Origin of the sequence: Paracoccus sp. N5 (assembly GCF_000371965.1) — a bacterium.
Classification (GTDB): domain Bacteria; phylum Pseudomonadota; class Alphaproteobacteria; order Rhodobacterales; family Rhodobacteraceae; genus Paracoccus.
Map to the genome: position 1 here is coordinate 145,325 of NZ_AQUO01000001.1, position 13,956 is coordinate 159,280.

The window sequence follows — 13,956 nt, forward strand, 5'->3', positions numbered from 1 at the left end:
GGCAGGCGCATGAAGGTGAGAACCGCCGCCCTCCGCTGCATCATTACCGGCTGAAATTTCAGGCGGGCGGTTCTAGTTTGACCGGATGACGCCCGCAAAGGGGAAGTCATGGTCGAGATCAGGCTGACGAATACGAAGACCCGCCGGAAAGAGGATTTCCAGCCGCTGGACCCGCAGAACCTGCGGCTCTACCTGTGCGGCCCGACGGTCTATGACCGCGCGCATCTGGGCAATGCCCGGCCGGTGGTGGTGATCGACGTGCTGGTGCGGCTCTTGCGCCATGTCTATGGCCCGGAGCATGTGACCTATGTGCGCAATTTCACCGACGTGGACGACAAGATCAACGCGGCCGCGCTGGCCCGGCAGCAGGCGGGCGCCACGGGCACGCTGGAGGAGCTGATCCGCCAGCGCACCGAGGAAACCATCGGCTGGTATCATGCCGACATGGATGCGCTGGGGGCGCTGCGCCCCGACCACGAGCCGCGCGCCACCGATTACATCGACGAGATGCTGCGCATGATCGGCCAGCTGATCGAGAGCGGCCATGCCTATGCCAGGGACGGCCATGTGCTGTTCCGGGTGCGCAGCTTTGCCGATTACGGCAAGCTCTCGGGCCGCTCGGTCGACGACATGATCGCGGGGGCGCGGGTCGAGGTCGCGCCCTTCAAGGAAGACCCGATGGACTTCGTGCTGTGGAAGCCCTCGGACGACGAACTGCCGGGCTGGGACAGCCCCTGGGGCCGCGGCCGTCCGGGCTGGCATATCGAATGCTCGGCCATGTCCTACGAGTTGCTGGGCGAGAGCTTCGACATCCATGCCGGCGGCATCGACCTGCAATTCCCCCATCACGAGAACGAGATCGCGCAGAGCTGCTGCGCCCATCCGCAGGGCGATTTCGCCCGGGTCTGGCTGCATAACGAGATGCTGCAGGTCGAGGGCCGGAAGATGTCCAAGAGCCTGGGCAATTTCTTCACCGTCCGCGATCTGCTGGACCAGGGCATCCCGGGCGAGGTGATCCGCTTCGTGCTGTTGTCCACGCATTACCGCAAGCCGATGGACTGGACGGCCGAGAAGGCACGCGAGGCCGAGGCGAGCCTGCGCAAATGGCGCGGGCTTGTCGCGGGGATCGACCCCGCGCCAAGCCCGGCCCCCGCCGTCATCGCCGCGCTTGCCGACGACCTCAATACCGCGGGGGCGATCGCGGCGTTGCACGAGCTGGCGGGGCAGGGCGATGCGGCGGGGCTCTTGGCCTCGGCGCAACTGCTGGGGCTGCTGGGCGAGGACCTGGGCGATTGGGCGCGTGGCCCGGATCTCTCGGCCCTGGCCGCCCGGATGGAGAGCCTGCGCGCCGAGGCCAGGGCGCGGAAGGACTTCTCGGCCGTCGATGCGCTCAAGCGCCAGTTGGCCGAAGCCGGGGTCGAGATCCGCATGACCAGGGACGGCACCGAGCTTCTGCCCGGCGCCGGATTCGATCCCGCCCGCTTGCCGCAATAATCCGAACCAGCCAGCCGAAAGGGGAATGCCCCGATGCCGCGCGAGCGACTTTACCTTTACGACACCACCCTGCGCGACGGGCAGCAGACCCAGGGCGTGCAGTTCTCGGCCGCCGAGAAGGCCGAGATTGCCCTGATGCTGGACAGTCTGGGCGTCGATTACATCGAGGGCGGCTGGCCCGGCGCCAATCCGACCGACAGCGATTTCTTCGCCGCGGCGCCCGCGACCCGCGCCACCATGACCGCCTTCGGCATGACCAAGCGCGCCGGGCGCTCGGCCCAGAACGACGACGTGCTGGCGGCGGTGCTGGATGCGGGGACGCCGGCGGTCTGCATCGTCGGCAAGACCCATCCGTTTCACGTCCGCGAGGCGCTGGGGATCACGCTGGAGGAGAACCTCGAGAACATCCGCGCCTCGGTCGCGCATCTGGTGGCCCAGGACCGCGAGGCGCTGTTCGATGCCGAGCATTTCTTCGACGGCCATGCCGAGGATGCGGATTACGCGATCCGCTGCCTGCGGGTGGCGCTGGAGGCAGGCGCGCGCTGGCTGGTGCTGTGCGACACCAATGGCGGTACGCTGCCCGACCGCGTGGGGCAGGTCACGCGCGCGGTGATCGCGGCGGGCATCCCGGGCGACCGGCTGGGCATCCACACCCATGACGACACCGGCAACGCGGTCGCCTGCACGCTGGCCGCCGTCGATGCCGGAGCGCGGCAGATCCAGGGCACGCTGAACGGCCTTGGCGAGCGCTGCGGCAATGCCAGCTTGACGACGCTGATCCCGACGCTCTTGCTGAAACAGCCCTATGCCTCGGCCTATGAGACCGGGTTGAAGGGGCTTTCCGAGATGACCCGGATCTCGCGCCGGCTCGACGAGATCCTGAACCGCGCGCCGGCGCGTGCCGCGCCCTATGTCGGCAGCTCGGCCTTTGCCCACAAGGCCGGGCTGCATGCCAGCGCCATCCTGAAGAACCCGGCGACCTATGAGCATGTCGAACCCGCGGCCGTTGGCAACGAGCGGGTGATCCCGATGTCGAACCAGGCCGGGCAGTCGAACCTGCGTGCGCGTCTGGCGGATGCCGGGATCGAGATCGCCCGCGACGATCCGGCGCTGGCGCGGATCCTGGACCTGGTCAAGGCGCGCGAGGATCAGGGCTATGCCTATGACGGCGCGCAGGCCAGTTTCGAGCTGCTGGCGCTGGCCGAGCTGGGGCGGATGCAGCATTTCTTCGACGTCGAGCGCTATCGCGTCACCGTCGAGCGCAGGACGAACGCGCTGGGAAAACGCATCTCGGTTTCCGAGGCGGTGGTGGTGGTCGAGATCGGCGGCGAGCGCATGCTCTCGGTCAGCGAAAGCATGGACGGCGAAGGGCAGGATCGCGGCCCGGTCAACGCCTTGTGGCGGGCGCTCGCCAAGGATCTGGGCCCCTATCAGGCCGCCATCGACGACATGAATCTGGTCGATTTCCGCGTCCGCATCACCGGCGGCGGCACCGATGCCGCGACCCGCGTCATCATCGACAGCGCCGACGGCCATGGCAACCGCTGGTCCACGGTCGGCGTCTCGCCCAATATCGTCGATGCCAGTTTCGAGGCGCTGGTCGATGCGATCCGCTGGAAGCTGATCCGCGACGGGGTCGGTCCGGCATGAGCCTTGACGCCTGCGCCGAAAGCCTGCGCGCCCATGACCCCGAGCGCTTCGGCATCTGCCTGCTGGCCCCGGCCGAGGCGCGGCCGAAGCTGCTGACGCTCTATGCGCTGAACCTGGAGTTGGCGCGGGCGCCGCTGGCCTCGAACGAGCCGCTGATCGCCGAGATGCGGCTGCAATGGTGGATCGAGCGGCTGGAGGCGATCGGGCAAGGCCAGCGCCCGTCGCATGAATTGCTGACGCCGCTGGCCGAGGCCTGGGGCGATCGGGCCGGCGCCTTTGCCGGTTTGGCCGAGCCGCGCCGGCGCGATGCGGCGCGCGAGCCGCATGGCGGGCCTGAAGCGGTCGCGGCCTATGTGCGGGAAACGGCGGCGCCGCTGGTCCTGTTCGCCGCCGAGGCCCTCGATGGGCCGAAGGCGGCGACGCCCGCTCTGGCTGCCCGGGTTGCTGCCGGGGGTTTCACACCCCCGGACCCCCGTGGGATATTTGTCCAAGAAAGAAATTCGGTCGGGGAGGTGATTGCAGCACAAGCCGAGGGGGCGGGGCTGGTTGCCTGGCTTGCGGCTTTGCCGGCCTTGCAGGGGCTGGGGCTGGGGCTTTGGGAGCCCTCGGCGCCGGTGTTGGCCGAGATTGCCGGCATGGCGCGGGCGAAGCTGGCCGAGGCGCGGGCTGGGCGGCGCGCGGTGCCGCGCGCACTGGCGCCGGTGCTGTTTCCGGGCGCACAGGTAAAGGCCGTGCTGGAGGCGGCGCCGCGCGGCATCGAGGCCCTGGCCGGGGCGCAGGTGTCGGAGTTCCGCAAGCGGCTGGCCCTGACGCGCTTCGCCCTGACCCATCGCTGGTGGATATGAAAAAGGGCGGCTTGCGCGCCGCCCTTGCTTGTTTTCCGGCGCAGCCGATCAGCCGCGCAGGATCGAGCGCCCGGCATAGACCGCCGAGGCGCCCAGCATTTCCTCGATGCGGATCAGCTGGTTGTATTTCGCCAGCCGGTCCGAGCGCGCCAGCGAGCCGGTCTTGATCTGGCCGCAGTTCGTCGCCACGGCTAGGTCGGCGATGGTGGCGTCCTCGGTCTCGCCCGAGCGGTGCGACATGACCGAGGTGTAGCGGGCGCGGTCGGCCATGCGCACGGCGTCCAGCGTCTCGGTCAGGGTGCCGATCTGGTTCACCTTCACCAGCAGCGAGTTGCCGCAGCCCTTGGCGATACCCTCGGCCAGGCGGGCCGGGTTGGTCACGAAGAGGTCGTCGCCCACCAGCTGCACACGGTCGCCCAGGCGCTCGGTCAGCAGTTTCCAGCCGTCCCAGTCGTCCTCGGAGCAGCCGTCCTCGATCGACAGGATCGGGTAGTCGTTGCAGAGCGCTTCCAGGTAGGCGACGTTCTCGGCCGGGCTCAGCGACTTGCCCTCGCCCTTCATCTCGTATTTGCCGCCCTTGAAATATTCGGTCGAGGCGCAGTCCAGCGCCAGCATGATGTCGTCGCCGGGGGCATAGCCGGCCTTCTCGATGGCCTTCAGGATGAAGTCCAGCGCGTCGCGGGTCGAGCTGAGGTTCGGCGCGAAGCCGCCCTCGTCGCCGACGCCGGTGGCGAGGCCGGCGGCCGAGAGTTCCTTCTTCAGCGTGTGGAACACCTCGGAGCCCATGCGCACGGCTTCGCGGATGTTTTCCGCGCTGACCGGCATGATCATGAATTCCTGGATGTCGATCGGGTTGTCGGCATGTTCGCCGCCGTTGATGATGTTCATCATCGGCACCGGCAGCACATGCGCGCCCGTGCCGCCGACATAGCGGTAAAGCGGCTGCGCCGAGGCTTCGGCGGCGGCCTTGGCGGTGGCCAGCGACACGCCCAGGATGGCATTGGCGCCCAGCCGGCCCTTGTTCGGGGTGCCGTCGAGTTCGATCATCAGCCGGTCGATGCCGATCTGGTCGGTCGCGTCCTCGCCGATCAGGTTCTCGGCGATCTCGCCATTGACCGCATTGACGGCCTCCAGCACGCCCTTGCCCATGTAGCGCGCCTTGTCGCCGTCGCGCTTTTCCACCGCCTCATGCGCGCCGGTCGAGGCGCCCGAGGGCACCGCGGCGCGGCCCATGGTGCCGTCCTCCAGCGTCACATCGACCTCGACCGTCGGGTTGCCCCGGCTGTCCAGAATCTCGCGCGCAAAGATGTCGATGATGGCCGTCATGGCTTCCGTCCCTCTCGTGACAATGGTTGGGCGTTGTTTAGCCGAGCGGGCCGGCCCGGAAAAGCGCCATTATTCCGTCGCGGCATCATCCTCGCCAGGGATGCGCGAGGTGATGCGGGCCGGGTGATAGCCGCGCGGCACGTCCTCATGCGCATCGACCACCAGGTCGGCCCAGACCGGCAGATGGTCCGAGGCCTGCCGGGCCATGTCGCTGTCAAGCACGCCGCAATCCCGCAGCTCGATGCTGCGCGACATGGCGAAGCGGTCGTAGCGCAGCCGCGGAAAGGGCGCGGGCCAACTGGGGCCGGGGGTGACGATGCGCAAGGGCTCCAGCGCCTCGAGCCCGCGCGAATCGTGCCATTCGTTGAAATCGCCGGTCAGCACCATGCGGTCGTGGCCGATGCGCCGGGCCTGGGCGATGATGCGCGAAAGCTGCGCCCGCCGGGACGAGCGCATCAGGCCCAGGTGCATCGCCACCACCGTCAGCCCGGGCAGGCGCAGCACCAGGGCGCCGCGCGGCTCGATCCCGGGCAGGGGCAGGCGGCGGATCTCGGCCTTGTCGCGCAGCTCGGGGCGCAGAAGGATGGTCTGGCCGTGCCAGCCCAGCGAATTCTCGCCGGTGCCGAGAAAGGGCGCGGGCACCATGCCGGTGGTCCGCTCGATCAGCGCCCGCGGCAGCGCCTCGGGCCGGGCGCCAAAGCGGAAATCGACCTCTTGCAGGGCGATGACATCGGCGCCGAGTTCGGCGATCACCGCGAGGTTGCGTTCGGGCGCATGCGGGCCGGTCATGCCGCGGCATTTGTGCAGGTTGTAGCTGGCCAGTCGCAGATGGTCGGGACTTTTCGCCATGGGCCTGTCGTTGTTCAGGTGCCGCAGAAGGTGCGCTGGACCAGTTCCTCGGGCCGTGGCGCCAGGGCAAAGCTGTCCCATTCCGGGCGATCCTGCAAGGGTTCGCGCAGCGCCGCGTCAAGCGCGTGGAAGGGGGCATAGTCGCCGTCCCGGGCGGCAGCGATCACCGCCTCGATGCGGTGGTTCCTGGGAATGCGGCGCGGATTGGCCGCGGCCATCACCGCCTGGGCATCCGCCAGCCCGGCGAGGCGGGCCTGCCAGTCGACGACCCAGGCGTCGAAGCCGGCCGGATCGGCGAGTTCGGCCCGCGCCGTGCCATCCGACAGCCCGGCGAAGCTGCGGGTGAAATCCGCCCGCGCCTCGGCCATCAGGGTCAGCAGGCGTTCGACCAGGGCGCGATCCTCGGGACGCGGGTCGGAAATGCCCAGCTTGGCGGCAAAGCGCGCCAGCCATTCGCGCTGATAGATCTCGGGGAAACCGTGCACGATGCGGGTGGCGCGCTCGACCGCGGCGTCGTCATTGCCCATCAGCGGCACCAGGCAACTGGCCAGTTGCGCCAGGTTCCAGACCGCGATGTTGGGCTGCTCGCGCCAGGCATAGCGGCCATGGGCGTCGATCGAGGAGAACACCTTGTCCGGCCGATATTCGTCCATGAAGGCGCAGGGGCCATAGTCGATGGTCTCGCCCGAGACCGCCATGTTGTCGGTGTTCATTACCCCGTGGATGAAGCCCAAGGCCATCCAGCCGGCGATGGTCGCGGCCTGCCGCGCCACCACGGCCTCCAGCAATTCGCCGGCATCTGCCGCAGCCGGATAGTGCCGGCCGATGACGTGATCGGCCAGCAGTTGCAGCCGGTCGCGGTCGCCGCGGGCGGCATAGAATTCGAAGGTGCCGACGCGGATATGGCTCGCGGCGACGCGGGTCAGCACCGCGCCGGGCAGCAGGGTCTCGCGGATCACCTGCTCGCCCGTGGCGACGGCGGCCAGCGCGCGCGTGGTCGGGATGCCGCAGGCCGCCATGAATTCGCTGACCAGGTATTCGCGCAGCACCGGCCCCAGCCAGGCCCGGCCGTCGCCCCGGCGCGAGAAGGGCGTGGGCCCCGCGCCCTTCAGCTGGATGTCGAAGCGCGCGCCGTCCGGCGCCACCACCTCGCCCAATAGCACGGCACGGCCGTCGCCCAGCTGCGGCACGAAACCGCCGAACTGGTGGCCGGCATAGGCCTGGGCGATGGGCTCGGCCCCCTCGGGCAGGGCGTTGCCGGCCAGCATGGCGATGCCCTCGGGGCTGGCGAGCCAATCGGCATCCAGGCCCAGCCGTTCGGCCAGGGGACGGTTCAGCGCCACCAGCTGCGGATCGCGCACCGGCGTCGGATGGGTGCGGGTGAAGAAGCCCTGGGGCAGCCGGGCATAGCTGTTGTCGAAGTGGATCATCGGACCCTCCTTTCGACATTATCTAGCCGCGATTGCCGAAATGTTAAGCCCTGCTCAATGCGAGACGCTGTTCGAGAACAGGTTGACCACCACCACGCCGCCGACGATCAGCGAAAGCCCGATCACCGCGGCCAGGTCCAGTTTCTGGCCGAACCCCACCAGCCCGATCAGCGAGACCAGCACGATGCCGAGCCCGCTCCAGATCGCATAGGCGATGCCCAGCGGCATGGCGCGCAACGCCAGTGACAGGAAATAGAACGAGGCCGCATAGCACAGCCCCATCGCCAGCGTCGGCACAAGCTGAGTGAATTGCTGGCTGCGTTGCAGGAAGGTCGTGCCGATGACCTCCAGGGTGATGGCGGTGAAAAGCGTGGCATAGGTGGTGATCGGCATGGGCGGCTCCGGCGAATCTGGCCTCATCTAAGCCGGCGCAGGGCGGAAAGTCACGCCGCCCTTGAACCCGGGTCGCGATCTGACTATCCCGGTGACTTGCCAATCCCAGAGGTGCTGCCCGTGAAATTCCTCGATCTCGCCAAGGTCTATGTCCGCTCGGGCGGGGGTGGCGCCGGCTGCGTGTCCTTCCGCCGCGAGAAATTCATCGAATACGGCGGCCCGGATGGCGGCGACGGCGGCCGGGGCGGCGACGTCTGGGCCGAGGCGGTGGGCGGGCTGAACACGCTGATCGATTTCCGCTTCCAGCAGCATTTCTTCGCCAAGTCGGGCCAGCACGGCATGGGCGCACAGCGCACCGGCGCCTCGGGCGACGACATCGTGCTGCGCGTGCCGGTCGGCACCGAGATCCTGGAGGAGGACCAGGAAACCGTGATCGCCGACCTGACCGAGCCCGGCCAGCGCGTGCTTCTGGCCAGGGGCGGCAACGGCGGTTTCGGCAACCTGCATTTCAAGAGCTCGACCAACCGCGCGCCGCGCAACGCCAATCCCGGACAGGAGGGCGTCGAGCGCACGCTGTGGCTGCGGCTGAAGCTGATCGCCGACGCCGGGCTCGTCGGCCTGCCCAATGCCGGGAAGTCCACCTTCCTTGCGGCGGTATCGAACGCGCGGCCCAAGATCGCCGATTATCCCTTTACCACGCTGCACCCGAACCTGGGCGTGGTCGGCATCGACGGGCATGAATTCGTCATGGCCGACATTCCCGGCCTGATCGAGGGCGCGAGCGAGGGCCGCGGCCTCGGCGACCAGTTCCTGGGCCATGTCGAACGCTCGCGCGTGCTTTTGCACCTGATCGACGGCACTGCCGAGGACGTGGCCCAGGACGCCCGCACCATCCTGACCGAGCTTCAGGCCTATTCCCCGGCCCTGGCCGAAAAGCCGCGGGTGACGGCGCTGAACAAGATCGACGCGCTGGACGCCGAGACCCTGGCCGAGCGCAAGGCCGCGCTGGAGGCCGAGATCGGCGGGCCGGTGCTGCTGATGTCGGGCGTCTCGCGCCAGGGCGTGCCCGAGGTGCTGCGCGCGCTCTGGGCGCAGATCCTGCCCTCGCGCGGGCCGGCCGTGGCCGAGGAAGACAAGCCGTGGCAGCCCTGATCCCCGAACTGGGCCGGGCGCAGCGGCTGGTGGTCAAGATCGGCTCGGCGCTGCTGGTCGATGGCAACGGGCTGCGCACCGAATGGCTGCGCGCGCTTTGCGACGACGTGGCCGAGGCGCGGGCGCGGGGCACGGACGTGGTGCTGGTCTCCTCGGGCGCCATCGCGCTGGGGCGGCTGGTGCTGGAACTGCCGGCCGGCCCACTGCGGGTCGAACAATCCCAGGCGGCGGCGGCGGTCGGCCAGATCCGCCTGGCCCGCGCCTATGAAGAGGCGCTGGCGCCGCATGGCGTCAAGACCGCGCAGCTGCTGGTGACGCTCGATGACACCACCGACCGGCGCCGCTATCTCAACAGCCGCGCGACGATGCAGACGCTCCTGGGCCTCGGCACCGTGCCGATCGTGAACGAGAACGATACCGTGGCCACCGACGAGATCCGCTTCGGCGACAACGACCGGCTGGCGGCGCAGATCGCGGTAACCTGCGGCGCCGACCAGCTCTTGCTGCTCTCGGACGTGGACGGGCTCTATACCGCCAATCCCAAGACCGACTCGACCGCCCGGCACCTTGCGGTGGTCGAGCAGATCACCCCCGAGATCGAGGCCATGGGCGGCGACCCGATCTCGGGCCTGTCGAAGGGCGGCATGAAGACCAAGCTGATGGCGGCGCGGACCGCGGTCGCCGGCGGCTGCGCCATGGCCATCGCCGAAGGCTCGGTCCTGAATCCGCTTGCGGCGGTGGCAGGGGGCGCGCGCGTGACCTGGTTTCTGCCCGACACCGACCCGCAGGCGGCGCGCAAGCGCTGGATCGCGGCGATGAAGCCCAAGGGCGAGATCACCGTCGACGCCGGCGCGGCCCGGGCGCTGGGGCAGGGCAAGTCGCTGCTGCCGGCCGGGGTCACCGCCGTCGCCGGCCGCTTCGGCCGCGGCGATCCGGTGGTGGTGCTGGGCCATGACGGGGCGCGGCTCGCCTCGGGCCTGGTGCGCTATGCCTCGACCGAGGCACGCGCCATTGCCGGCCACCGCAGCGACGAGATCCCGGCGATCCTGGGCTATCCCGGCCGCGCCGCGCTGATCCATCGCGACGACATGGTGGTCTGACGCGGCCGTCTGGCAGGCGCTCTAGCGCCTCTTGCACGGCTGCGGGGGTATTTGGGAAACAGTGAAGGCAAAGGGGCTTCGGGTGTTCTCGCCCTTTGCGCCTTCACCGTTTTCCAAATACCCATGCGGCGGCGCCCGCGGGAAACTGGCCTATTCGATCGGCCGCGCCTTGACCAGCGCATGCCGACCCTGCGACAGCCGGCGCAGTTGCGACAGCCGCGCGGCACCGGCGCCCGGCGCAGGCAGGGCCAGAACGGCGTCGCGCAGGGCCGCGATGCTGTCCTCGCTGCGGCTGGGCAGGGTGGCGGGCAGGATCGGCGCGCCGACGGTGACGCGGAAGGGCTGCCCGGCCTTGTTCAGCACCTCGTTGAACAGAGTCACGTCGCGCAGCGTCGGGTGGATGGCGTCGAGCAGGTAGAACAGCGCCGAATTGCGTGCCCGGATGCGCAGGGGGATCACCGGCACGTCGAATTTCCGCGCGATCATCGCCGCGCTGGCCATCCAGGGCCGTTCGTCCAGTTGCAGGCCGCGGCGCTTTGCCAGCCGGCCCGAGGGGAAAATCAGGCCGATCCGACCGCGCTCCAGCGCTGCGCGGGTATAGTCCATCGTCGCCCGGGTCTTGGCGTGGCTGCGCTTGTCGATCCGCCATTCGACCGGCGCCACCAGGCTTTCGAACTGCGGCAGGATGCGCAGGATGTCGTGGTTGGCATAGATGAACAGATCGTCGCGCACTGCCGCGATCACCGCGTTCAGCACGATGCCGTCGGCGATGCCGGTCGGATGGTTCGAGACGATCAGCGCCGGGCCGGTGGCCGGGATCTGCTCCAGCCCCTCGACTTGCAGGTCGCGCACGATCAGCGTCGCCAGCCGGCGCATGATCTCGTCGGTGGGCAGGTCGCGATATTCGGCGGCGAGATCCAGCGTGCGCGGATAGCGCAGGAGCCACATCAGCGCCCGGCGCGCCGCGGCGTGATGCCAGCGGCCGGAAAAAAGCCATGGCGCCCGCTCGGCGATCAGCGGATCAAGGCGTTGGGTCATGTCCTCGCGGGCATCCATGCCGGCAGTATTGCCGTGCGCTCCGGATGCCCGCAAGAGCGGTTCGTCCGGGCTCATGCCAGACCGGCAAGGATGCGCGTAACCATCTCGCTGGTATTGCGCGACAGCCCGTCCCGGGCGGCAATGCGTTCCAGCGCGGCGCGGGCATGGGCCTGCCGCGTGGCGTCGTAGCGCGCGATGGTCTCGAAGGCCGTGGACATGCGCGCGGTGGTCTGCGGGTTCACCGGGTCGAGCCGCATCAGCCATTCCGCGACGAAAGCGTAGCCCGAGCCGTCCGCCGCGTGGAAGGCGGCATGGTTCGCGGTCAGCCCGCCGATCAGCGCGCGGAAGCGGTTCGGGTTCTTCCAGTCGAAATCCGGCCGCGCCGCCAGGTCGCGCGCCCGCGCCACCGCCTGGGCGGGCGCGACGCGCAGCGGCTGGACCATGAACCACTTGTCCATCACCAGCCGGTTTTCGGCGAATTCCTGCGCGAAATCGGCCAGCGCCCGGCTGTCGCGCCCGGCGGCGATCAGGCTTTCCAGCGCGCCCTGCCGCTCGGTCATGTTCCCGGCCGCGTCGAACAGCGCCTCGGCCCGGGCGCCGGCGTCGAGGCGGTTGAGGTAACCCAGGCAGGCGAGGCGCAGGCTGCGCCGCGCCGCGCCCTCGGCATCCGGGCGGTAGGGGCCGGCGTCGGCCATCGCCTGGTAAAGCCGGGCCAGCGCGGGCTCGTGCGCGGCGGCGATGTCGCGGGCCAGCGCCTCGCGCGCGGCGTGGATCGCGTCGGGGTCGGGGATGGCGCCGCGGCCGGCGATGGTGGTGGCGATCTCTTCCTCGCCCGGCAGCGCCAGGCACAGCGCGGCGAAGGCCGGGTCGGCCTCGGCATCGTCCAAGAGCCCGCCGAGCGCGCGGCTGAAGCCGGCATCGGCCGCCGCCCCTTGCGCCGAGGCGATCAGCGCGTCGAGCGCCAGGTCGTGCCCGGCCTGCCAGCGCGCGTAAGGGTCGGTGTCATGGGCGAGCAGCAGCGCCTGCTCCTCTGCCGTGATCTCGCGCGCGACCGTCACCGGGGCCGAGAAGCCGCGCAAAAGCGAGACCACCGGCCGCGCGCCGAGCCCGTCGAAGCGGAAGCTCTGCGCGGCTTCGGTCATCTCCAGCACCGTGGTCGGCAGCACCTCGTCGCCATTGGGGCCGATCAGGCCGACGGCGATGGGGATGACGCGCGGCGGCTTTTGCGGCTGGCCCGGGGTCGGCGCGGTTTCCTGCCGGAAGTGCAGGGTCAGCGCGCCGTCCTGCCAGTCCTCGACCAGCGTCAGGCGCGGCGTGCCGGCGTCGGTATACCAGCGCTTGAACTGCGCGAGGTCGCGCCCGGTGGCATCCTCGAACACCTTGATCCAGTCCTCGATGGTGCAGGCCTGGCCGTCGTGGCGGGTGAAATACAGGTCCAGCGCCGCTGCATAGCCCTGCTCCCCCACCAGCCGCTTGAGCATGCCGATGACCTCGGCGCCCTTTTCATAGACCGTGGCGGTGTAGAAATTGTTGATTTCCTGATAGTGGTCCGGGCGCGGCGGGTGCGACAGCGGGCCCGCATCCTCGCGGAACTGGCGCGCACGCAGGGTCTGCACGTCCTGGATGCGCTTGACCGCGGCCGAGCGCATGGCGCTGGTGAACTGCTGGTCGCGGAAGACCGTCAGCCCCTCTTTCAGGCAAAGTTGGAACCAGTCGCGGCAGGTGATGCGGTTGCCGGTCCAGTTGTGGAAATATTCATGGCCGATTACGCCCTCGATGCGCTCATAGTCGCCATCGGTCGCGGTCTCGGCCGTGGCCAGCACCAGCTTGGAGTTGAAGATGTTCAGCCCCTTGTTCTCCATCGCGCCCATGTTGAAATCGTCCACGGCGACGATGTTGAACACGTCGAGATCGTATTCGCGGCCATAAGCCTCTTCGTCCCAGCGCATCGAGCGGATCAGGCTTTCCATGGCATAGCCCGCGCGCCTCTCGTCGCCCGGGCGGACCCAGACGTTCAGGGCGACCTTGCGGCCCGACAGGGTGGTGAAGCTGTCCGAGATGGCGCGCAGGTCGCCCGCAACCAGCGCGAACAGATAGGCCGGCTTCGGCCAGGGATCGACCCAGACCGCGCGGCCGGGCGCCTGAAGGGCGGGGTTGCCGTTCGACAAGAGCACCGCTTGGTCCGCGTTGATGGTGACGCGGAAGGGCGCCATCACGTCGGGCCGGTCGGGATACCAGGTGATGTGGCGAAAGCCCTCGGCCTCGCACTGCGTGCAGAACATGCCGCCCGAGAGATAGAGCCCTTCCAGCGCGGTATTCGCCTCGGGGTCGATCTCGACCTCGGCCTCGAAGGTGAAGGCGTCGGGCAGGTCGGCCGCGGGGATGACCAGGCGGTCCGCGCCGGCCAGGGCCAGGTCCAGCGGCTGGCCGTCCAGGGCCAGCGACAGGGTCTTCAGCCCGGCGCCGTCCAGCACCAGATCGCCCGGCCCGCTGCGGCGGAAGTCGATCTGCGAGCGCACCCGCGTCGCGCGCGGGGCGAGCACGAATTCCAGCCGGGTTTCGCCGATCGCGAAGGGATAGGGACGCCAGTCGGCGAGATATTGCGTGACGGTCATGGCCCGGGCACCTTTCCGCAGGTGAAAAAAATCGCTGGCACAAGGGAACTTGCGCGAAACCCAA

11 protein-coding genes are annotated in these 13,956 nt (G+C 69.3%); 5 read left to right on the forward strand and 6 right to left on the reverse strand.

The features are described 5' to 3' along the window. Positions 1–108 precede the first annotated feature (108 nt). The 3 genes from cysS to PARN5_RS0100730 are packed head-to-tail and all read left to right on the forward strand — an operon-like array spanning position 109 to position 3,989. The gene (cysS, locus tag PARN5_RS0100720) at positions 109–1,494 is read left to right on the forward strand and encodes a cysteine--tRNA ligase (protein WP_017997885.1); all 1,386 of its coding nucleotides are present in this window, start codon (positions 109–111) and stop codon (positions 1,492–1,494) included. Between the two features lie 33 nt (positions 1,495–1,527). Continuing rightward, a complete protein-coding gene (cimA, locus tag PARN5_RS0100725) occupies positions 1,528–3,144 on the forward strand; it encodes a citramalate synthase (protein WP_017997886.1) in 1,617 nt (538 codons plus the stop codon). Beyond that, entirely contained in the window at positions 3,141–3,989 is an 849-nt protein-coding gene (locus PARN5_RS0100730) for a squalene/phytoene synthase family protein (RefSeq protein WP_017997887.1), read from the forward strand. Before cimA ends, PARN5_RS0100730 begins: the two co-directional genes overlap by 4 nt. Before the next feature lie 48 nt (positions 3,990–4,037). Here PARN5_RS0100730 and eno read toward each other — a convergent pair whose 3' ends face one another. From eno to PARN5_RS0100750, 4 genes are all read right to left on the reverse strand, one after another. After that, positions 4,038–5,315, reverse strand: coding sequence for a phosphopyruvate hydratase (eno, locus tag PARN5_RS0100735; protein ID WP_017997888.1), 1,278 nt, complete (start codon positions 5,313–5,315; stop codon positions 4,038–4,040). A 69-nt stretch (positions 5,316–5,384) separates the two neighbouring features. Beyond that, positions 5,385–6,164 (reverse strand): endonuclease/exonuclease/phosphatase family protein, encoded by a 780-nt coding sequence (locus tag PARN5_RS0100740; RefSeq protein WP_017997889.1) that lies wholly within the window; start codon positions 6,162–6,164, stop codon positions 5,385–5,387. Between the two features lie 14 nt (positions 6,165–6,178). After that, complete coding sequence (locus PARN5_RS0100745) at positions 6,179–7,594, reverse strand: protein adenylyltransferase SelO (protein ID WP_017997890.1); 1,416 nt, start codon at positions 7,592–7,594, stop codon at positions 6,179–6,181. A 54-nt stretch (positions 7,595–7,648) separates the two neighbouring features. Then, positions 7,649–7,987 (reverse strand): SMR family transporter, encoded by a 339-nt coding sequence (locus PARN5_RS0100750; protein ID WP_017997891.1) that lies wholly within the window; start codon positions 7,985–7,987, stop codon positions 7,649–7,651. A gap of 120 nt (positions 7,988–8,107) precedes the next feature. On the opposite strand from PARN5_RS0100750, the gene obgE reads away from it, so the two are divergent. Together obgE and proB are read left to right on the forward strand one after the other, a co-directional pair. Next, a complete protein-coding gene (gene obgE / locus PARN5_RS0100755) occupies positions 8,108–9,139 on the forward strand; it encodes a GTPase ObgE (protein WP_026155070.1) in 1,032 nt (343 codons plus the stop codon). Next, entirely contained in the window at positions 9,127–10,239 is a 1,113-nt protein-coding gene (proB, locus tag PARN5_RS0100760; protein WP_017997893.1) for a glutamate 5-kinase, read from the forward strand. Before obgE ends, proB begins: the two co-directional genes overlap by 13 nt. A 150-nt stretch (positions 10,240–10,389) precedes the next feature. On the opposite strand, the gene PARN5_RS0100765 is transcribed toward proB, so the two are convergent. After that, the gene (locus PARN5_RS0100765; RefSeq protein WP_232419267.1) at positions 10,390–11,277 is read right to left on the reverse strand and encodes a 1-acyl-sn-glycerol-3-phosphate acyltransferase; all 888 of its coding nucleotides are present in this window, start codon (positions 11,275–11,277) and stop codon (positions 10,390–10,392) included. A gap of 71 nt (positions 11,278–11,348) precedes the next feature. Beyond that, entirely contained in the window at positions 11,349–13,892 is a 2,544-nt protein-coding gene (gene pepN, locus PARN5_RS0100770; RefSeq protein WP_017997895.1) for an aminopeptidase N, read from the reverse strand. Between the last annotated feature and the right edge of the window lie 64 nt (positions 13,893–13,956).